The organism is Vibrio sp. 10N.286.48.B8 (assembly GCF_003050085.1).
GTDB lineage: Bacteria > Pseudomonadota > Gammaproteobacteria > Enterobacterales > Vibrionaceae > Vibrio > Vibrio crassostreae.
This window is the reverse complement of the sequence record NZ_PIGD01000005.1, coordinates 168,980-189,726: the sequence shown is the minus strand read 5'-3', so window position 1 is coordinate 189,726 and position 20,747 is coordinate 168,980. Positions and strand designations below refer to the sequence as shown.

Annotated in this window: 19 protein-coding genes; 3 read left to right on the top strand and 16 right to left on the bottom strand. The window is 38.1% G+C overall.

The window, feature by feature from the left end; genetic code table 11:
* Window positions 1-77 precede the first annotated feature (77 nt).
* From galU to CWO08_RS08375, 13 genes are all read right to left on the bottom strand, one after another.
* Window positions 78-944: a UTP--glucose-1-phosphate uridylyltransferase GalU gene (gene galU, locus CWO08_RS08435; RefSeq protein ID WP_108020265.1), complete on the bottom strand. Its 867-nt coding sequence runs from the start codon at window positions 942-944 to the stop codon at window positions 78-80.
* Between the two features lie 185 nt (window positions 945-1,129).
* Window positions 1,130-2,134: an NAD-dependent epimerase gene (locus CWO08_RS08430; protein ID WP_108020264.1), complete on the bottom strand. Its 1,005-nt coding sequence runs from the start codon at window positions 2,132-2,134 to the stop codon at window positions 1,130-1,132.
* A gap of 10 nt (window positions 2,135-2,144) precedes the next feature.
* Window positions 2,145-3,311 carry a nucleotide sugar dehydrogenase gene (locus tag CWO08_RS08425; protein WP_108020263.1) on the bottom strand — a complete coding sequence of 389 codons (1,167 nt, stop codon included), beginning with the start codon at window positions 3,309-3,311 and terminating at the stop codon, window positions 2,145-2,147.
* 166 nt (window positions 3,312-3,477) lie between these two features.
* The gene (locus CWO08_RS08420) at window positions 3,478-4,110 is read right to left on the bottom strand and encodes a GDSL-type esterase/lipase family protein (RefSeq protein WP_108020262.1); all 633 of its coding nucleotides are present in this window, start codon (window positions 4,108-4,110) and stop codon (window positions 3,478-3,480) included.
* A gap of 15 nt (window positions 4,111-4,125) precedes the next feature.
* Window positions 4,126-5,217, bottom strand: a complete 1,092-nt coding sequence (locus CWO08_RS08415) for an acyltransferase (RefSeq protein WP_108020261.1) — start codon at window positions 5,215-5,217, stop codon at window positions 4,126-4,128.
* Window positions 5,214-5,969, bottom strand: coding sequence for a glycosyltransferase family 2 protein (locus CWO08_RS08410; protein ID WP_108020260.1), 756 nt, complete (start codon window positions 5,967-5,969; stop codon window positions 5,214-5,216). The genes CWO08_RS08415 and CWO08_RS08410 overlap by 4 nt, the downstream gene beginning before the upstream one ends.
* 38 nt (window positions 5,970-6,007) lie before the next feature.
* Window positions 6,008-7,054 (bottom strand): glycosyltransferase, encoded by a 1,047-nt coding sequence (locus CWO08_RS08405; protein ID WP_108020259.1) that lies wholly within the window; start codon window positions 7,052-7,054, stop codon window positions 6,008-6,010.
* Complete coding sequence (locus tag CWO08_RS08400) at window positions 7,041-8,861, bottom strand: acyltransferase family protein (protein ID WP_181360042.1); 1,821 nt, start codon at window positions 8,859-8,861, stop codon at window positions 7,041-7,043. The genes CWO08_RS08405 and CWO08_RS08400 overlap by 14 nt, the downstream gene beginning before the upstream one ends.
* Entirely contained in the window at window positions 8,855-10,099 is a 1,245-nt protein-coding gene (locus tag CWO08_RS08395; protein ID WP_108020257.1) for a flippase, read from the bottom strand. Before CWO08_RS08395 ends, CWO08_RS08400 begins: the two co-directional genes overlap by 7 nt.
* Complete coding sequence (locus CWO08_RS08390; RefSeq protein WP_108020256.1) at window positions 10,089-10,982, bottom strand: glycosyltransferase; 894 nt, start codon at window positions 10,980-10,982, stop codon at window positions 10,089-10,091. Before CWO08_RS08390 ends, CWO08_RS08395 begins: the two co-directional genes overlap by 11 nt.
* Entirely contained in the window at window positions 10,975-12,165 is a 1,191-nt protein-coding gene (locus CWO08_RS08385) for an O-antigen polymerase (protein WP_108020255.1), read from the bottom strand. Before CWO08_RS08385 ends, CWO08_RS08390 begins: the two co-directional genes overlap by 8 nt.
* Window positions 12,166-13,042: 877 nt before the next feature.
* A complete protein-coding gene (locus CWO08_RS08380; RefSeq protein WP_108020254.1) occupies window positions 13,043-13,363 on the bottom strand; it encodes a hypothetical protein in 321 nt (106 codons plus the stop codon).
* Between the two features lie 79 nt (window positions 13,364-13,442).
* Entirely contained in the window at window positions 13,443-14,459 is a 1,017-nt protein-coding gene (locus tag CWO08_RS08375) for a helix-turn-helix domain-containing protein (RefSeq protein ID WP_108020253.1), read from the bottom strand.
* Between the two features lie 286 nt (window positions 14,460-14,745).
* Here CWO08_RS08375 and CWO08_RS08370 point away from each other — a divergent pair, with 286 nt between their 5' ends.
* The 3 genes from CWO08_RS08370 (at window position 14,746) to CWO08_RS08360 (ending at window position 16,395) form a co-directional block, all read left to right on the top strand.
* The gene (locus CWO08_RS08370; protein WP_108020252.1) at window positions 14,746-15,219 is read left to right on the top strand and encodes a hypothetical protein; all 474 of its coding nucleotides are present in this window, start codon (window positions 14,746-14,748) and stop codon (window positions 15,217-15,219) included.
* Window positions 15,220-15,230: 11 nt separating this feature from the next.
* Complete coding sequence (locus CWO08_RS08365; RefSeq protein ID WP_375071282.1) at window positions 15,231-15,812, top strand: N-acetylmuramoyl-L-alanine amidase; 582 nt, start codon at window positions 15,231-15,233, stop codon at window positions 15,810-15,812.
* Between the two features lie 247 nt (window positions 15,813-16,059).
* Window positions 16,060-16,395, top strand: coding sequence for a hypothetical protein (locus tag CWO08_RS08360; RefSeq protein WP_108020250.1), 336 nt, complete (start codon window positions 16,060-16,062; stop codon window positions 16,393-16,395).
* Between the two features lie 210 nt (window positions 16,396-16,605).
* On the opposite strand, the gene CWO08_RS08355 is transcribed toward CWO08_RS08360, so the two are convergent.
* The 3 genes from CWO08_RS08355 to CWO08_RS08345 all read right to left on the bottom strand — a co-directional run bounded on the left by CWO08_RS08355 (window position 16,606) and on the right by CWO08_RS08345 (window position 20,646).
* Window positions 16,606-18,777, bottom strand: a complete 2,172-nt coding sequence (locus tag CWO08_RS08355) for a polysaccharide biosynthesis tyrosine autokinase (protein WP_108020249.1) — start codon at window positions 18,775-18,777, stop codon at window positions 16,606-16,608.
* Between the two features lie 123 nt (window positions 18,778-18,900).
* Entirely contained in the window at window positions 18,901-19,341 is a 441-nt protein-coding gene (locus CWO08_RS08350) for a low molecular weight protein-tyrosine-phosphatase (protein ID WP_108020248.1), read from the bottom strand.
* A gap of 171 nt (window positions 19,342-19,512) precedes the next feature.
* The gene (locus CWO08_RS08345) at window positions 19,513-20,646 is read right to left on the bottom strand and encodes a polysaccharide export protein (protein ID WP_108020247.1); all 1,134 of its coding nucleotides are present in this window, start codon (window positions 20,644-20,646) and stop codon (window positions 19,513-19,515) included.
* Window positions 20,647-20,747: the final 101 nt, after the last annotated feature.

Sequence of the window (20,747 nt, the reverse complement as noted above, 5' to 3'; positions counted from 1 at the left end):
AAAAAGATGATTCAGTGGAACAATCAAGCGACAGCAATAAAGATAAAAACTATCGCAATTCATCGAATTTATATGCGCTAAACCTTTTCAGTAGCGGTTTGATCCATTTCTGCTTTGCTGCCTTTCAGGTAGACATTTTTATAACAGTAGTTCGTCGCTTCGATATAGCCATCGACGCTACCACAGTCAAAACGCTTACCTTTAAACTTGTACGCAATCACACAACCATTTTTGGCTTGATCTAACAGCGCATCCGTAATTTGGATTTCGCCACCTTTACCCGGCTGCGTTTCTTCCAAAATATCGAAGATGTCTGGGGTTAAGATGTAGCGCCCAATGATCGCGAGGTTACTTGGTGCTGTACCTTGCTCTGGCTTCTCGACCATATCGGTAATGCGAATCAGGTCATCACTTAGGTGCTCGCCGGCAATCACACCGTACTTATGCGTTTCAGATTCTGGTACTTCTTCTACCGCGACAATGGAGCAGCGGAACTGACGGTACAGCGCAGCCATTTGTGCTAGCACGCCTTTGTCATCATTAATGCAAAGGTCATCAGCCAGAACAACCGCAAATGGGTTATCACCCACCAGTTCTTTGCCGGTTAAAATGGCATGCCCTAGCCCTTTCATTTCACGTTGGCGAATAAACGTATACTGAGCCGAATCAATCAGAGAGCGAATATCATCCAATAAAGGCTCTTTATTGGTGCCTTGGATTTGGTGCTCAAGCTCGTAGTTCTTATCAAAGTGATCCATTAACGAGCTTTTACCACGGCCAGTAACAACGGCCATGCTGGTCATGCCCGCTTGAATCGCCTCGTCAACGCCGTATTCAATAAGCGGCTTGTTAACGATAGGCATCATTTCTTTTGGCATGGATTTAGTTGCAGGTAAAAAGCGCGTGCCATAACCGGCTGCAGGGAATAAGCAGTGTTTGATCATTATTTAAATTCTTATGTGTTATTAACTGACGTATATATAAAAATATTGCGGATAAAACAGATATAACGAAGAAAAGTGCCTCAAACCAGTATGGAATGAGGCACTTTAGGTATCAGAAGGTGTTATTGGTAGACAGGGTATTACTTGGAACAAACCGAGTCGTTTACAAGTGGAGACTTGAAACTCTACTTGTTGTAGAACTCGCGGTACCACTGAATAAACTCAGCGACGCCTTCTTTAACGGTAACTTTAGGCGTGTAACCCGTTGCTGCAAACAAGTCTTGGGTATCAGCATAGGTTTGGTAAACATCACCAGGCTGCATTTCTCTGAAGTTTTTCTTCGCTTCAATACCTAGCTCGTCTTCAATCGCCTTAACAAAATCCATCAAACTGATCGGAGAACCGTGGCCAATATTATAAACAGCATAAGGCGCAGAGCTGGTTGCTGGAGAGCCCGCTTCTACCGTCCAATCATTATCACGTGTTGGTACCACATCAGCGATGCGCACCACGCCTTCAACAATATCGTTGACGTGGGTAAAATCACGCCACATGTCACCGTTGTTGTTAATATCAATGGTATCACCATCAAGAATCTTCTTAGTGAAGATAAACGGTGCCATATCTGGACGGCCCCACGAACCATACACGGTAAAGAAGCGTAAGCCTGTGGTTGGAATATCGTATAAGTGCGAATAGCTGTGCGCCATCAGCTCATTCGACTTCTTGGTCGCTGCGTACAATGAAACTGGGTGATCCACCGAATCTGACGTTGCAAACGGTGTTTTAGCATTCAACCCGTATACTGAACTTGAAGAGGCATAAACCAAGTGCTTCACTTTATTGTGACGACAACCTTCAAGAATGTTCAAATGACCGACTAAATTTGAATCGGCGTAAGCATGTGGATTTTCAATAGAGTAGCGAACTCCCGCTTGCGCAGCTAAGTGGATCACTTGGTCAAATTGCTCCGCTTCAAACAAGCTAGCTACACCATCGCGATCGGCAATGTCTAACTGAACCAATTTAAAATTGGTATGCTGAATACGCGCTAGACGCGCTTCTTTCAAAGCGACATCGTAGTAATCATTCAGGTTATCTACACCAACAACCTGATGTCCTTTCGCCGTTAACTGTTCTACCACAGCGCTGCCAATAAAACCCGCAGCGCCTGTTACCAAATATTTCATCACTTCTTCCTTAATCTGAACCGAATAGATCGCGCGTATACACTTTGTCTTTAACATCCGCTAGCTCTTGCGCCATGCGGTTTGAGACAATTACATCACAGCTTGACTTAAACTGCTCGAAATCCGTTAGCACTAACGAACGGAAGAACTCTTTCTCTTTAAACTCAGGTTCAAATACTACTACTTCAATACCTTTTGCTTTCAAGCGTTTCATAATGCCTTGAATGCTTGAAGCGCGGAAATTGTCAGAACCTGATTTCATTACTAATCGATAAATACCAACGCGTCTTGGGTTTCTTTTGATAATAGAATCGGCGATAAAATCTTTACGTGTGGTATTCGAGTCAACAATGGCACCAATAATATTATTTGGCACATCCGAGTAATTTGCACGCAGTTGCTTGGTATCTTTTGGTAAGCAGTAGCCACCGTAACCAAATGAAGGGTTGTTGTAGTGCGAACCAATGCGAGGGTCTAAGCTGACGCCATCGATAATTTGACGTGTATCTAAACCGTGAGATTCAGCATAAGTATCGAGCTCGTTAAAGTAAGCGACGCGAAGTGCCAAGTATGTATTAGAGAACAGCTTTACGGCTTCGGCTTCTGTTGAATCGGTGTACAGGATCTCAACGTCTTTTTTAACCGCGCCTTCTAACAACAAGTTCGCGAATACTGTCGCGCGCTCAGAGCGTTCACCCACCACAATACGAGACGGGTGCAGGTTATCGTATAACGCTTTGCCTTCACGCAAGAACTCAGGTGAAAACATCAGGTTTTCACACTCTAGCTCTTGTTTAATTCTCGCGGTATAACCCACAGGAACGGTCGACTTGATCACCATCACTGCATTTGGGTTAATCGCCATCACATCTTTAATTACTGCTTCAACAGATGAAGTATTGAAATAGTTTGTTTCAACGTCGTAATCTGTCGGTGTAGCGATGATGACGTATTCCGCATTGGAGTAAGCCAATTCTTTATCAAGCGTCGCGGTGAAGCTAAGCGATTTATTGGTCAAGAAATCGGTGATTTCCGTATCCACAATCGGAGACTGCTTGTTATTTAGCATCTCTACTTTTTCAGCCACGATATCTACCGCAACGACTTCATGATGCTGAGCAAGCAGCATCGCATTAGACAGACCGACATAGCCTGTACCAGCAATAGCAATTTTCATAATCATCCGAACTTAAAAATTAAAAGTAGTAAGAGACCTGAACTCTCGATACTTAACTGTAGTAAAAATTTCAAAAAAACATATTTTAAATATTTAAAATAATTTATTGTACCATTTAAATAACTGAGTGAATTCTAGACACTCGCTATATATAATCCTATGAAAATCAAATTATCACTTTAGAAATTGATTTTATTATCAGTTTATTCCCTTTTGAGTTCAAATGAACTCCATCTGTAGAGTAATATTCTAATAACTTATTATTCTTAGATAACGACCTATTAGCATCAATATAAGTTAAATTTAATTTTTTTACCATTTTCTCGAGCCTAGCATTTAAACTATATACATGGAGGTTCCATTCTTTTATCTCAGTGTATAACGTCGAAACCACTATAACATCGATATCCATGTCTAATAATGAAAGCACGATTTTTTCATAATTTACTAACGTGTTCTCTATATCAAAATTATTCGCGATATCATTAATACCAAACATCAAAATTACTTTTGAAGGTCCAATTCTTTTAATCGGTTCTAACACCGTTAACAAAAAATCTGATGTGGCACCAGGATAGCCCATATTGTGCAGACTTAAATCAGAAGAAAAATCATGCCAACATCCTTGGTAAACAATACTGTCGCCTAGAAATACAACATCATTATCATGAAAAAATTTATAATTTTTAACTAAATCATGTTTGCACACTTTCATTGCTCTATAAATATCTGAAATATAATTTTTAGACAGCAAAAAAACCGGTAAAATAATAAAAATTAATAATTTTTTCCACAACACCTATTAAACCCTCAATTAATAAAACCTTTTCCCCATAGAACTAAACTTCAATTCTATATATTTGTAAGTAAAATTAGACATAATGATAACAAAAAACAAAGTCATAATCGCGTATATTGAGTTCGATATCCAACCACCAAAGTTAACAAATCTTACGCCATCTATTGTCTGAGTAAAGTCTACACCCATTATTTTTTTAATTAATAACATAATATAGCTTAATATAAAAAGTAAGCAGACATGGATCATGTAAATTGAATATGACAGCTTACCAAAATTAATAAAGAATTTCTTTCTCAATATATTTGAAACTGCACCTTTTTCTTGGGCGAACACAAAAACAACAACAATAAACATAAATATCGCTATGGGTTGTCGCAAGCTAAATTCTGAACCAACTAATAATATAGACAACACAATACACATAAACTCGAAAATAGTTGCATACCTATAACTTAAGTTAGGTTGAGGGGATTTTTCGTATATCAAATATACTAACGCCCCTCCAAAAAATGAAGTTAGTCCTCGTAACGAGTTTATCGTTAAAAAATCTATAGCGTAAAAAATCGACACAAAGGCTAACAAAGATATTAAAACCCAAAGTATTGTTCTATTAATTCCGGTAAAAAAAAGCGTACAATAAAAAATAATATACAAGTAAAACTCGACGCTAATACTCCAAGAAGGATAATTAAAGCTTAAAGATTCAAAACCAGGGTACCAAGACTGAATCAAAAGTAAGTTTGGAATAAATTGACTCAACGAAGTTTTTCCTGTGAAAGGTTCATAATTAAAACTCCAGCCAAATTTGTGAAAGAACGTGTATTTAATCACTTCAAATAAAATAATCGTGACTAACGTAAAAAAATGAAGCGGGTAGAGTCTGAAAAAACGTGACAGGAGAAACTTCTTAAACGTAATCTGAGCTTTCGAAGCATAACCATGAGTCAATACAAAGCCGCTAAGCACAAAGAAAAAGTCGACTAAAATCGCGCTACCTCTAAAAAATGGCAGCTCTGTAAACCCTTCTAGTACTCTTATATGGAAACAAACTACAGCAATTGCACACAATCCTCGAAAAGAATCCAAGACTTCAAATCTTTTCATTTTCTAAACACCGCTCTATATGCATAAAATGAAAAGCAATATAATGAATTAACTAAATTGAGGTTCTCATGTGATCTATATATTTGCCATTGTCTTTGTGCCTTATTTATTTTATTTCTAGATATTGAATTTTTAACTATACGATAGCTAGTTAACACATCATTAATCGGGTAAACGGAATACCCGAGCTTTAGGATACTAAGCCAAAACGCATAATCTTGTCCCGTTCTTATTAAAGGCATTCGAAGATCTTTAAAAAGACAGGACTTTAGCATAACCGTAGAACACCCTAGTGTTGCTTTTTTCTTCAACATATCATGATAATCTAGAGCTTTGTTTAAATGCGTATCCACTGTCTTATTTAAAGAAAGGCCTGATTCATCGATCATCTCAAATGCTGTGAATGTGAATTCTACATTATTACTAATCATGAAACTAAGTTGTTTTTCCAACTTAGTCGTAGACCAGAGGTCATCGGAGTCGATAAATGCAAAGTATTCTCCCCGAATATGAGAAATACTGTTATTTCTACTTACAGCAGCACCAGAATTTTTTTCATTTCGGAAAACCTTAACTCTATTATCCTTTCCTGATAATTTCAAAAGTAATTCATAGGTACCATCATGTGAGCAGTCATCTGTAACTAACCACTCCCACTCGGTGTGAGACTGGTTTAATATGGAGTTGTATGTATCTTCGATAAACTCAATTGCATTGTAAGTCGGCGTTATAATTGATACTAATGTATCCATAGGTTTCACATCCAATCATTTAAATTATACATGTACTATTATTTACAAATTTCTATCCACTTAGCTTTGAATTTTTCTAAAGTATATTTTTCAGAGCTACGTAGAGCATTATCAGAAAAATCACTATAATTGGTGTATAGTTCTCTAACAGAGTTCACAAACTCATTTTCATCCCAGTTTTCATGCAGTAAAATACCATTATTATTCGAGATTATTTCTCTAGAAGCAGGAAAAGTATCCCGAATAATGAGAGGTAGTCCTCTTGTAAGAGCTTCTATATTAGAAATACCAAATCCTTCGAAATCACTGGTCATTATATGTATAGCATTTGAATCAAACGCAGACATTTTATCTTCACTAAGGCCATGGAATTTAACATTATTCAACCTTAACTGAGATACGATTTTCTTTAAAAGTACCTCATCCTCTCCAATACCGTAAATATTCAATGTCCAGTCAGGCAGTTTGGTCATAGCTTGTATAGCTAGATCAATTCTTTTTTGATTATTATCTAGCCTTGACATCATCAAAATGTTTTTACTTTTCTCTTTACTAGATAATAACTTTTCAATACCAGCACAATGACTTATCACTATGATATTATTAAAAGGGATATTATATCTAGAGTGAAATTCTATTTTATCATTTTCAGTAAGAGATACTAAATATGTCAATCGAGCCTTACATTTCTCTAATAAGCGCTTACTTTTATTAAAACCGGAACGGTTCTCCCACATAGTTTGACTGTCTTGATGTTGAACCAGTATTATTTTTTTAAATCCCCCTGGCAATATTTTAATAAAAGAAGGCGAATTTAATATAAGTGTAATTTGACTCTTTTCGCTTATCGTCAAAAGTTTAATATATAGTAAAAAAGAAGAAAAATTATACCTAAATAATGCATTAACGAATTTGAATATCTTTTTAGGTAAGTGGAAATTCGTTTCATTTCTTAGGATTCGATTCCCACTAAAGTAAGTGATAAAATAAATGTCATCTCCAAATGCATCACTAAGTCTCTGATTAAAACTTGCGATCCCTCCTTTATAAAGTATCGGGTTAAAATCAACGCTAATAACTTTCATTTAAAGGACCTCTAAATTTAGATGACAAATATTTTGCACCTTCTACATTAATATGATGAGAATCTCTGTAAAGAGGAACACCTCTATTTATACCATTTGAAATACCATTAAAATATTTGGCTGTATCTAACAAATATACATTGGAATACTTTCTCGAAAGTCTTTCAAGCTCTTTATTAGCGATCAAGTAACCTTCAGTCTTAGTATTCTCTTTGGCAAACTTATGAGCACGTAAAACATCATGCTCATATTCAGGAACTTGTGTCACTAATATAATTATTTTACTTTTATTAGTATTTAGATAATTATCTAATTCAGTCACTCCCATAGTTGTATCCAAGTATGAATCCCATTTCTGTGAGATAAAAACTGTATTATATTTATCATATATATCATTTAGCTCTGCTTTAAAAGCATCACAGCGATTTCTAATATTTATATTTTTAATTCTACTACTATCCATCGTCGATATTGCCGGACATGAACTAGAAGAACGGAAATATATTGACCAATCATATAAATAAGTATTCTCTTTTAATAGGTAACCGTATTGTGCCGCATGAGAATCTCCAACGAATGCGATATTAGTACTTCCATCACCAATTATACATGTGTCCATTTTTTTATTATGACAAATGCTTATGTCATTGTCATAAGTAGTAATGTCTAAATTTTCGTTTTGTTTGAACCATCCAAAGTAAATAGAAAAACACATTGACACTACAATAAAGCTTGGCAGTATAAATAAAAGAATAGTCGCTCTTTTAAAGCTAATATTATATTTTCTAATTCTATCTTCTACTAAAAAGTATACTACAAAAGTGAAGAATATAATTATTAACGCTAGAATCACGGCTTCATATAAGGTAAATATATCTCGCATTAAAATATATCTCGCAAAACTCATCACCGGCCAGTGAACTAAATATAATGTAAATGATACTTTTCCAATTGTTGTAGCTATACGCGACGAAAGTAATAAACTATGCAGCCCCTTACAATTACCAAAAGAAACTAACACAGCGGTTGCAACTATTGGTACTAGTCCTCCAATCCCGGGAAATAAAAATGATTTATCAATTAGAAAAAGAGAGGCGAGTAAAAAAAGTAATGCTAATAAGCAAACAATATCTGGTTTTTTAATTGTAATCTGATCTAATCGCCAAAAAACAACTAAACTACCAATAAGCATTGAATACATCCTTGTTGGTAATAAATAATATGAAATGGATTCATACTCAGACTGAAGAGTTAAATAGGTTGCAAATAATATTGAACCAATAAATAAAATGGAAAAAATAATTGATATACTTCTTAAATTTCCTTTAACTCCGATGAAGTATGTGATTAAAATAGGAATTAAGAAATAATATTGCTCTTCAACAGATAAAGACCAAAAATGCAATAGTGGTTGTTCTAGAGCATTAGGGGAGAAATAGTCTAATCCTATAGCAAAGTTAACATTTGAAATAAATAAGACAGAAGATAGCGCTGCCTTTATCACACTTCTCAAATCAGATTCTTCATATAAAAATGCAGAAATAATTAAACATATAATTAGAACAGTATAGAAAGATGGAAGAATGCGCTTAATTCTTCTCAAATAAAAATCTCTATAATTGAAGGATTTATTTTGAGCTTCATGACTAATTATTTTTGTTATCAAATATCCAGAGATAACAAAGAATATATCAACTCCTAGAAAACCACCCGGTATAATATTTGGGTCAAAGTGATAAATTACCACAGATAAAACAGCTAGTGCACGAAGACCATCGATATCTGGTCTATATATTAACTTTACCACTTGTAAACCTTTAAAGAATTCAATTGTAAGAAAAACAAACTTCTTGTTTCTTTAGTAAATGAATTTGCTACAAAAGAAGAAAAAAACTGAGAAATGACGGTAGCGATAGCCGCTCCGATCAAACCGTAATTAGGTATCAATACTAGATTCAAGGCAATATTAAGTACAACCCCAAATATGACCCTATAGACTTTATATTTTTGTAAGCCTTTGTCTATTAACCATACATTAGACATGCTGCCCATTGACATAAACAACAATGACACAGAGTACACTGAAAGAATATTAACCGCCTGTAAAAACTCTTCTGTATATAACAATAAAATTATACTTTCATTGAAAAAATAAAGAAATATTATACAAGATAACGCATAGATATTTGAAATTTTAAATAGCATTAAATAATGTTTACTTTTATCTTTATCTTTATTTAAATACTTTGCGACTATTGATAATGATAGATTAACACCGATAGGCAAAATAAATGTAAAGACTTCACTCAATTTTATAACAGATGAGTATAAACCTGTAGATGCATCGTCCATTAGATGTTTAATTATCACTTGGTCTGATCGAGCGTAGATAATAATACCTATTGCACTTACAAATAATGGAAAACAATTTATAGCTATTTTCTTTATTTTTCTTGAATTAAAAAAATAAAATCTAATAATTATATTTTTATCAAAAAAATATATTAACGATAGTCCTGTTGATATGAATAAAGTATCTAGTGTAATTAGCAAACTTATATTAAGGGCATCATCTACTACTACTAGGTAACACTTCATAATGAGCGATAATACTATAGCTAAAGAAACAGCTATAGATGTGTTTCTATAGTTCATTAATCCTTGATAATAAGGAATCATTACATAAATGGTTTGTGATAAAAACGAAATACAAAAAATAGTGTAATAACTAGCATTTACAAAATCTAATAGCACCAATATCTTTAATATTATAGAGCAAATTATGGCACTAAATAGCCTCAAAAAGAAATAATCTGACAATTGAAATTTTTTGTATTTAGACGATTCATACACTATCATTTGTTCTGAACCGAAGTTTATCACCATAGAAAATATTGTGAATATTGCCATATGGTAAGCATAATTACCGAATTCTTTTAGTTCGTAGGATTTAGCAACTAGAGAAATAATTATTAGTGACGATATAATTTTAGTAAGCTTTTCGACCAGTAAAAATATGCCTGTGTTTATGGTTTTACTTTTCATTATTACTTATCTTTAGCAAGAAATTTTTTATATTATGATAAGCCATCAATATTCTAAGATTCTCATTTAAGATAATCAGTTTAAATACTTGCCTTTTCCTCAACGTAATACTTGAGCGTTTTTCAATATATTGATAAGTAGTAATAATATTGTTTGGCAGCACCATTTTAATTATTGATTTAATAAAGTACTTCCATTCTTTTTGCTCACTTATCCATATCCCAACCTGCCCTAAAGCAACTCGTTTTTGTTTCTTAATTAGCTGTTCTTTATTTCTTGAAAAATAGTATGAGCGTAAACTAGGATTGAACTCTAATCTAAAGCCTTCTTTTACAGCTTTAGATGTATAAATCATATCTCCACCTGAACGTATGTTTTCATTAAAATGTCCAAGAGAATCAAAAACCATTTGATTGACTATAAGGTTACCTGTAGGTGCTCTATTGAACTTAGATACGATCTTTTCATTATCTAAATTAAAAATAGAATCATACAACTCATAAGTAGAAGATTTTTCATTGACCTCAATAATTATTTCACCAGCAACTAGTGATTTTTCTAGCTCAAGATTACTTGCATTCTCCAAATAAGAACTATCGGGGTACCCATCCATAAAACAATAATTTTTGGCAGTATAGTTCTTAATTATCAAGTTTCTAGCTGAATACGGGCTCCCCTTAACATTACTTCCATCTAATACTATAAAATTCTTCTCATTTTTAAATTTATTTAGTAACTCTAATGTTCCATCATCCGAACCATTGTCTACAACGACAACTATATACTTATTCCTATCATAAGATTGATTTAGCATGCTATTCACATATCTTACAATATCGTTTTTTCTGTTGAGGACTGCACAAACGAAACAAAAATCATACATATTTAAAATTCTTCTTAGTTATTATAACTTTATATATAACATATATAGTCGGCAAAAATATTTCATGTCTAACAAAAGGGTTTTTCATTATCATGAAGGTTAATATGAATATCAAATACATTAGCGTTAAAATAGCAATTGGATCTTCTAACCTGACCCTATCTTGCAAGTATGTGGTAAAACGGCCAATAGGATAAAATAGAAACACCCCTAGCCAAGAAAAGTCTCTATATAAATCGGTAAACAGTGTATAAAAAGCATTTGCCAACAAATCAACTGATATTTCACCAACCATATATGTACCGAGATAAATAAAATTATCCTGTGAGATATAATCCTGACTTTGTAGATAACTTCCAATATTAAAAATTGCATCTATTGGTTTAAATATTATATAAGATATGCTTCCAAATAATGAACCACCCAACCATGTACGACTGATATATTCAGCAGAGTTGGTATAATAATACTCAAATAAGCTAAACCCGAAAGAATGATATCCGATAATATGTTTTATAAAAACCTGAGTAATACCAAACAATCCATTACTTCTATAAATAGAAAAACCAATTAGCATTGAACCAACTAAAAATGATATTAATACTGTTTTCCCTATACTTTTTAAATCCTTAGAAAAAGACAATGAGAAAATTAGTGACAACACAAGAATTCTATATATTGAATATCGACCAAGGAATATAATTGAAAATATACAAGCAAAGAAAAAACAGTATATTATTAACTTTTTATTTTTACTATAAAACAACTGTTGAAAAGCAATTAATAATAATAGCAGAATTCCACCCTCAATAAACAATTGAAAAAGTGGGAAAAGTTGCTTTATTCCCATTAATAGTTCAGGTTCAGTATATACAGTTCTTCTGTATGCATATAAAGGCATAGTGCTTATAAGATGTACGGCTTTAAAACTCAAATATCCAATAATAGGACCAATAATTAGAACTAGTTTACTTGCTATCCTATTTAAATTATCTTCTTCTCTAGAAAGGTAACTTCTATCTAATAGTATAAGATGTTTCTTGCTTGATATATTACCAACCACAAATAGCAATATAGACATATAGATATACAGATAGGATTCGTTGGGGGAATATACCAAAGACAAGGGATTTACGACTGCAAGCATAAACCAAAATAGCAACCAATAAATTGGCGCAACCATTTGGCGTGATTTATTACACCTTAATAAATAGGTTAAGATAAAAAGCAATATTAATAATGATATTTTTATTGTGTACAGCACAAATTCCCTTATTTGATTGAATTTTATAATTCGAAGGTAAATTCAAGATTTCACTATCGACCTTAACGGGATTTCATTGTTAGATCACATTAACCTTAATTTCAAAAAAATTTCTATATGCTCCTCTTATTATCGGAGCGAAATCACGAAGCATTTTACCCTAAAATAACTTACGACAGTTCGGTATTACTAGGGTTCGCTTTTCTCTTATTTATTTCGATCTCAGCGTTAAAGTCAGTTTCTCCCATCAGCAGATTTAAAGCCATGTGTCTTATCACGATCAAACTCTCACTTAATTACTCTCTACAATCTCCTTCAAAACTAGTGTCTAACGTAGTTTTCAATGCTATCCTACCTAATAGAATCTAAGGGAGGATGAGCTTAAGAAAAAACGAAACTTTGTAGAGAATAATTATCATGCTACTCAATTGAAAACACAACTTTCTGAAAATCGAAATGAAATTTAGCCAGATTGGACTAGGATATAAAGCTTCAGCTGAGACACTTTTTATTCATTTTGAGACAGTCTCTTATAAATCCTAGATTTTGCTTACTTTCTTAAACCGCCCCAATAGGCCGCAAAAAACCGCCGTTCTGTGGCTTGTAGCGCTTTTGACTTAACTAACTTGCCACCCTTGCATTTAGGTACGCTACCGCCCTTAGGTTTGGCTCCTACAGGCAATAGTCATAATTTGTTCGCTTTATGCGGTTTTCATACGGTTTTAATTTGCTGCGTAGTCTAGCAAATCAAGTGCATATTGACCAGTTTGCAATTTAACTCATTCTGACAAGTGCCTCACAAAGCATTGACCCAGCGGGAGCATTGTACGTCTTGTAGATACTGAGTCCCTATGTGGTATCGGTTTTCTTGTGCTGCGTCGCAGTAGCGCTTTTCTATATCAATGAAAATATTGCCGTTTCTATACAGCGAGACGAAGCTCGGGTTATTGTTTACCGCCAATAGCGCTTTAATCTCGGTGCGTGTTAGGCCTTGTGGGTAGTGGTCAACCAGCAGTTTCAAGAACTCGCCAATGCGCCCTTCCACTCGCGCAATCTCTTTTTCTAAAATGGTTACTTTTTCTTCCGTTGTCAGTGTTTTTAGGCTGGTATCGTCCATTTGCCCTCTCCCTAATTCTACTTTTGTATCTTGACGTTTTTTGTTTGTATTCGCGTTGGGTCTGTGAAAAATCGAATGGTCACTTTTTAGAATCCGTGCCGGGCGATTTGGATTGAACGAGGGCCTTGATACGCGCTTCGAACGGATTGGTGGTGCTTTTGGCTTTGTAGTCCGCTAGGGCTTGAGAAACAGGTGTGGAGTTTTGAGATTTGCTTTCGGCTTGATTGCTTTTGATAGGCTGCGCTTGGTTTGAAGCAGTTGTGGGCGCATCTGCTTTTGTTGATCCTACGGCTTTTCTTGATTTAGCTTTCTTTGAGGGTTTCACCGCTTGTGCTTGCTTAAAGACTGGTGATGAGTCTCGCTTCGCCTTGGCTTGGGCGCTTCTTCTTAGCCAGCCATTCACAAAATGACCAATGTGCTCAAAGGGTTTGCGCTTATCGGGGTTGATGTACAGCCAGGCTTGCATGGCATGCAGTTCTTGCAGCACATCTAACTTGGGGTAGGTGCGCTCTAATATGGTGGTGAATTCATGATAAATCGGCGCGCTGCCCTCTTGGGTGAGCAGGTGAATCACGGCTTCATTTTTGGTTTCAGATGTCGATAGCTCATGTTGTTCAGAACCGCTTGGAGGATCAAGTACATCGGTGTCATCTAAGATGCCATTTTTCAAGCTCAACTCTGTTTTATGTTCTTTATGAAAGATTATGTGTGCAGGATGATCACTCCCCGTGTTGGATCTTGAGTCACCTAGGGGAGTGTCTGAATGGTCAGTTTGATCTAAATCTCTATCTGCTTGGCCTAAATCGGCCTGCTGAATGTGACTGTCGCTGGGTAGGCGCAGCTGATAGATATTGCTGCGCTGGCGTCCTGAATCATCAAAGCGCTTTATCCGCTTCACAAACCCTTGTTTTTCCAATTCGTTAACGTGTCGTTTCACGGTTCTTACCGACACTTCGCAATATTGCGCTAAGTAATTTAGGGAAGGAAAACACACGCCGCGCGCATCGGCATTGTCAGCCAGTTTTAATAGCACCAACTTGCTGATGGGCGAGCCGGTTTTTAATGGGATAAAAGAAAGAATAAGAGAAACACACATGGTTAACGCTCCTTGTTAAATGATCATTCGTACAGAAATCCATTGATATAAAGGGCATTAACAACACTTTTTGGCGCTTTAGGGGCGAAAGGCCTATGCGATAAGTTGTAAGAAAAGATGTTTGGTTAATCGCCTCGGATAGATATGCAACATCAACCTTATTAAGCAATGGCTTTTCGAAGCACCTCTCACTTTTCTGTGTTCCGCCGTTTTCGCGCTATTACCGCCAACCCCAATCAAGAATGTTGAAGTACATTGCCCTCCCCATACAGCAATAAGGTGCTTAATGAAGGCGATAGTTTCTCTTTTTATTTCAGCGTATCAACCCCGCATGGCGAGCATCGAGTGCCGAGCTGATCCCCTCAATCCGTCGCGCCAGCCGTTATTTTTTAGTGATAGCGATGGGTCTGGCCAAGTACTGAGCTATGAAGCCGGCGGTTATAAAGAAAGCCAAACGGAAGGTTGTTATTTAAATGAGGATGAATGCGGTGACGCCCCCAGCTATGAGGATATTTGTTGGATGATCAGCCGAGCACGGCGCGCCCAACCATTAGGTTATTGCGTGATGTATTTACGCTATGTAAGCCACCACTCTGGTTATGCCAAAACCTTAGCCACCAGTTTGCGACAACACGTCGCGCTGCACCCTAATTTAAAAGAATCGTTATCAACGTCTTTAATCGCCTATTTACAACAACACGAGGATTTATTTTGTCAAACACTCCACCAGCAACTGATCGAGTTCCAAACCAGCCGTTAGAAGCGCCTGGCTTGCAAGCGTCTGCTGATTCACAAGAACTGGCTGACTCGGAAGAGCGGGCTAGCACGGAAGAGCGAAGTCCTTCGTTAGAGCCTTGTTTTTCACTCGCGCCCTATTCCTTCAGTCTCGTTTCGGTTCTACTCCGTTTGCCTCATTGCCCGGCATTCTCATTTATTACGGTGCATTGCAGCGCCACGCCACCACAGCAAGATGTAGACGTAGCCGATATTCGTCGATGGCATAAAAAGAAAGGCTGGCGCGATGTGGGGTATCACTTTGTTATTCGTCGTAATGGGGATGTTGAACTTGGCAGGCCGCTATCGCAAACCGGCGCGCATGTGAAAGGACACAACAAGGGCAATATTGGGATTTGTTTGGTCGGTGGCTGTAATGCTGAGCTGCAACCAGAAGACAACTTCACACTTGCGCAGCGTAAGGCGCTGTTTGGTTTGATGACTGCACTGCAAGAGCAGTTCTTAATTTCAGATGAGAATGTTAAGGGGCATAAAGATTGGGGCGTGAATAAAGCGTGTCCTGTTTTGAAGATAAGAGCAGATGCGGGATGCGAAAGGCTTAAGAGCGGATGCGAGTGACGGGTAAGCGAGATTCGAAGAGCTTAAAGAGCGGATTCGGGATTCGAGTAAGCGAGATGCGAAGAGACTAAGAGCGGATGCGGGATTCGAGTAAGCGGGATGCGAAGAGACTAAGAGCGGATGCGGGATTCGGGTAAACGAGATGCGAAAAGCAGGAAGAGCGGGAAAGCAGAGATGAAGAGTGAGAGGGTTATACAGTCAAAGGCTATACATGCGGTCAAAGCCAATCAATCAACCAAGGAGCAGTATGACATTGTTCGGAAGAATATTTGGGAGCCAGTCTTCCATTAACAAAGGGTTAGATGCAATCACCAACACAGGAGATGCGATGTTTTTTACTGATGAAGAAAAAGCGAAGCACAAGCTGGCACTGCTTAAAGCGTATGAACCTTTTAAGTTGGTACAGCGATACATTGTGTTGTTGTTCACCATTCCTTATGTGGCATTGCATGTGATGGTGATTCTGGGCTGTATGCACGGTTACGATTGGAAGCCATTAGGGGAAATGACCAATGAGGCGTTTGGCTATCCGGTGTTAGCGGCGATTGGATTGTATTTAACGGGAGGGGTTATAAAAAAGTAGATACGAGTGACGGGTAGCGGGATGCGAAGAGCTTAAAAGAATAGATGCGGGTAGCGGGTAAACGAGTAACGAAAAGATAAAGAGATGAAGAGCGGATTCGAGTGGCGCTTTTCGTATCTCGCCACTCTCATCTCGTATCTGCCTTTCAGCTCTTTAGCTCTTATTTTTTCGATACTCGATTACTCGCATCTCGTTACTGCTCTTTAGCCTTTACTTCTTGTCGCTCGCATATGCGTAGTTGTAGTAACCGTAGCCGTATGAACTTGATGCTTTCTTCTCGATGGCGTTGAAGATAACGCCTTTCACTTCGATGCCTGATTGTTCGAAGCGGTTACGAGCAACATCGATCTCTTTAATGGTGTTTTGACCGTAACGCGCGACCATTAATGTGGTACCAGCGAAAGCGCCGACAATGCTTGGATCGGTTACCGCGAGTACTGGTGGGGTATCGACAATCACCAAGTCATACTCTTTTGATGCCCATTCCATTAGCTCAGCAAAGCGTGGGTGCATCAGCAGCTCAGATGGGTTGGGTGGCACTTGGCCGCGAGTAATAATGTCGAGGTTTTCAACAGGAGTCGACTTCACTGATTGAGCGAATTCTTGCTTGCTGCTCAATACATCAGAAAGGCCGTTATCCCAGTTCACGCCGAAGCTTTGTTGTAGGTAACCTTTACGCATATCGGCATCAATCAATAATACCTTTTGGCCTGTTTTGGCGGCTACTGCAGCAAAGTTGGTCGAGATGAATGATTTACCAATGCCCGGTGCAGGGCCAGAGATCATCAAGATATTGTTTTTCGCTTCGAGCATCGCAAAGTGCAAACTGGTACGCAGGCCACGCAGCGCTTCAACCGAAAGATCCGCAGGGTTCGATTCGGCAAGCAGTGCCTGAACGCCTTTTGTTTGTACTTTCTTCGATTTAAAGCGGTTGGTTAGCTCAATCTGTAAATCAGATTTTGGTACCGCGGCGTAAACCGGAAGTCCGATTTGTTCAATTTGGTCTGGGCTTTCCACACCACGGTGGAATGCCGCTTTCACTAATACAAACGCGACACTTAGCATGCCACCCAATAACGTTGCTAACACAACAATTAGCGGCTTCTTAGGTTTTACAGCACGAGCATACGCTTGCGCGTCATCTAAGATACGAACGTTACCGACGGTACCGGCTTTGATGATGCTGAGTTCTTGAACCTTGTTTAAAAGCTGAATGTAGATCTGTTGGTTTACTTCAACATCACGTGTCATGCGCAGTACTTCACGTTGTGTTTTCGGTAGCTTTTGTACTTGCTTATTTAAGCGCTCTTTCTCACCCAATAGCGTTTTACGCTTATCAAGCAGGGCTTTGTATGCTGGGTGATCTTTAGTGAAGCGCTGGCTGATTTCACTCTCTTTAAACGTCAGTTCATTCAATTGCGCTTCAAGCTCGACCATTACCTTCAAAGTAGATTGTGCTTCTAAGCCTAAGTCGATCGATTCGTTCTTTTGGCGGTAGTTGTTTAGCGTATCTTCATAACCCGTTAGCTCGGATTTAATGCCCGGTAGGTGGCTTTCTAGGAACTCAAGGCTCTTCTCTGCTTCCGCAGAATTACGTTTCACGTTCTGCAAGAAGTAGATCTGGCTGATGTGATTGAGTATCTCAGAGATCTGCTGCTTGTTTTCACCTTCAAAGCTCAGCTTCAAAATGCCAGTCTGCTTGCCTTGCTCAGACAATGATAAAGACTTCTTCAGCCATTCGATCGCTTCTAGTCGGCTTTGTTTACCAATAGAAAATTCAAAACCATTGTGTGATTCAAAACCTGCCACAAACAAGCTGTAGTCGTCGGCAGTGGCTAATTCACCCACTTTGCCTTTTAGGATAACGCGCTCATCGTCGCGAACTAATTGGTAAGTGCCCTGCTCGGCATCTAGGATCTGGATCGTGTGCCCGTAGTCGCTCGCATAGCTTGGCATGTTAAAACGGCTAACCGCAATGTGGTTGATGTCACCGGTTAAGCGAGCAAAGCCTTTGCCAACGATGGGTGCATAGTTCGGTGATGTCACCGTAGTTAAGTTAAACTTATCAACCGTTTCGCCCAAGATCATACGAGATTTGATGATCTCCACTTCTGTCGTGGCAGAAGATTCTTGAGAGAACAACTCGCCCATGTCACCGACCATCGATGAAATGCCGCCAGAGCTTTTCTCTTCAATTTGGATCAGGGCATCGGCTTTGTATATTGGCGTTGAAAGCAGAGCAAACGCGATACCAAACACAGCAAAAGCAAATGTGGTCAGCATGATTAGCCATTTAGCGTCCAGCAGAATGCCAAGCAGTTTTCCTAAATCTATCTCATCAGAGTTATCTGTATGCGATTGCTGAGAGGGTTGTGTTGTCATTTGTTTGCTACTTCCTAAATTATTGCTATTTAAGAGACTTCATATACGCTCCGCGTACTTCTCTTTTATATGATTCTGTTGGTGGCTATGTAACATAGCTTAACTGAAGATTTTCTCTATCAATTACAGCTTTTTTGCCCAAGCTTGTGCCGCTTCGTCAATCAGCTTATAAGCGTGTTCAAAGGCTTCACGACTTTGACGATAAGGGTCAGGAATGTCTTTTTGGCCAATCCACTGACCGAACAGCATAGTTTTACCGCGTGCCTCTGGTGATATTTGAGTAAGCGCCTCCATATGGCCCTTCTCCATCACCAAGATCAAGTCATACTGCGCACAAAGCTGTGGCGTCACTTGCTGAGACTGATGGTTTTCAACATCTACCCCATTTTCAGCGGCAATTAAGATTGCAGTTTCATCTGCTGGCTTACCGATTAAACGACTTTTTTCGGCAGCAATACCCGCAGAGGCCACTTCTTTGTTGGGAAGCAATTTTTGTAAAACTCGCTCTCCAGTTGGGGAACGACAAATGTTGCCCACGCATACGACTAAAATTTTATTAAACATAACTGACTTCTAATTGTAATGGGCTTATCAAGCTGAACGTAGCTATAAGCTAAATGATTTAATAAACGAAACAAGCTTTTAAACTGAGTTTACCGACAAACTGTAATGTATTTATAAGCATAAAAAATCAGGTTACACGCTAAATGCAACCTGATGATTAATATTCAGTTATTACCAATTACGAACGCGCAACATACCTTCGGTTAGGTTGTTAAATCCATTGATGGTTGGAAGCAACTGACCGATTACACGGTTCCAACGGCTGATTGGTGCGGCCGTTACGTAAACAATGTCGTAAGGCTTTAAATCAAATTCGGTGCCAATCACTAAGGCTGACGCATCTTCGATGTCCAGTTGGTAAATATCCGCCATGCGCTCTGATTTATCATCAGAAGTTCGGATCACAAACACACCCGTTGCATCGGCGGTAAGTTCATTAATACCACCTACGTTACTGAGTGCTTCGGTTAGGCTCATTCCTACGCGATCAATCTTTAATAACTTAGGCTCTTTCACTTCCCCCATCACAAACACTTTCTGATTGTCGTTACGAGGTACGTGAACAATATCACCGGCTTGCAGTAAGCGGTTTTGCGTTAAGTCACCACGTTGCATCAAGCCGTAAAGCGAAAGGTTCTCTTCCACGCCATTACGGGTTAATGAAACGTTACGCCAATCAGCATCTTCAGACAAACCACCAGAGCGGTTCACGGCATCCAGTAATGTTAGTGGGATATTGGTAATCGGCTGCTGGCCAGGTTTAGACACTTCGCCAGTAATGTAGGTTTTCTTAGAACGGAAAGCCGCTACGTTCACATCAACTTGCGGGCTTTCGATGTATTTCGCCAAACGTGCCGCTATATCAGAACGAATTTCACGAACCGTTTTTCCTGCTACTTCGACTGTACCAATGTACGGGTAGAAGATGGTGCCATCGGCATGAACCCAGTTACCCGCTTCTGTGCTGCTACGGTAAGAACCGGCAGGTATCGTCAGTTCTGGGTGATCCCAGATCGTGATATTTAAAATATCACCGACACCCACTTGGTATTCATACTTCGCGATGTCTACGTCAAGTTCCGGGTTGGCTTGTGAAACCGATAAAGATTCATTTCGGTAACTTGATACAGATTGAGCCGTGAGTGGGTAAAGGTTAACCACATCAGAGATATCAGATTCTTGTTGTTCCTCAGAAGGCTGAATCACATTCTTACCACCGGTAGACAGGTGAGTACCTGGAGTCGTACACCCTACAAGCAATGCAGGTATAAGCGCGAAAAGGAGACGATTTTTATTGATCTTCATGTTAACCAAGTAATAGAGGTGGAATGTGTTGTGATACCCAAAAGGACACCAAAGGAAGTTAAGCGCGTAATTTTATCAGCTATGCAGCTTAAAATAGTGCT

Coding starts and splice junctions, on each gene's coding strand:
- CWO08_RS08390 (WP_108020256.1), bottom strand. CDS start 10,982: ATGTATGATTTTTGTTTCGTTTGTGCAGTCCTCAACAGAAAAAACGAT.
- CWO08_RS08395 (WP_108020257.1), bottom strand. CDS start 10,099: ATGAAAAGTAAAACCATAAACACAGGCATATTTTTACTGGTCGAAAAG.
- CWO08_RS08350 (WP_108020248.1), bottom strand. CDS start 19,341: ATGTTTAATAAAATTTTAGTCGTATGCGTGGGCAACATTTGTCGTTCC.
- CWO08_RS08370 (WP_108020252.1), top strand. CDS start 14,746: ATGAAGGCGATAGTTTCTCTTTTTATTTCAGCGTATCAACCCCGCATG.
- CWO08_RS08405 (WP_108020259.1), bottom strand. CDS start 7,054: ATGAAAGTTATTAGCGTTGATTTTAACCCGATACTTTATAAAGGAGGG.
- CWO08_RS08345 (WP_108020247.1), bottom strand. CDS start 20,646: ATGAAGATCAATAAAAATCGTCTCCTTTTCGCGCTTATACCTGCATTG.
- CWO08_RS08415 (WP_108020261.1), bottom strand. CDS start 5,217: ATGAAAAGATTTGAAGTCTTGGATTCTTTTCGAGGATTGTGTGCAATT.
- CWO08_RS08430 (WP_108020264.1), bottom strand. CDS start 2,134: ATGAAATATTTGGTAACAGGCGCTGCGGGTTTTATTGGCAGCGCTGTG.
- galU (WP_108020265.1), bottom strand. CDS start 944: ATGATCAAACACTGCTTATTCCCTGCAGCCGGTTATGGCACGCGCTTT.
- CWO08_RS08425 (WP_108020263.1), bottom strand. CDS start 3,311: ATGAAAATTGCTATTGCTGGTACAGGCTATGTCGGTCTGTCTAATGCG.
- CWO08_RS08385 (WP_108020255.1), bottom strand. CDS start 12,165: ATGGTTGCGCCAATTTATTGGTTGCTATTTTGGTTTATGCTTGCAGTC.
- CWO08_RS08410 (WP_108020260.1), bottom strand. CDS start 5,969: ATGGATACATTAGTATCAATTATAACGCCGACTTACAATGCAATTGAG.
- CWO08_RS08380 (WP_108020254.1), bottom strand. CDS start 13,363: ATGGACGATACCAGCCTAAAAACACTGACAACGGAAGAAAAAGTAACC.
- CWO08_RS08375 (WP_108020253.1), bottom strand. CDS start 14,459: ATGTGTGTTTCTCTTATTCTTTCTTTTATCCCATTAAAAACCGGCTCG.
- CWO08_RS08355 (WP_108020249.1), bottom strand. CDS start 18,777: ATGACAACACAACCCTCTCAGCAATCGCATACAGATAACTCTGATGAG.
- CWO08_RS08360 (WP_108020250.1), top strand. CDS start 16,060: ATGACATTGTTCGGAAGAATATTTGGGAGCCAGTCTTCCATTAACAAA.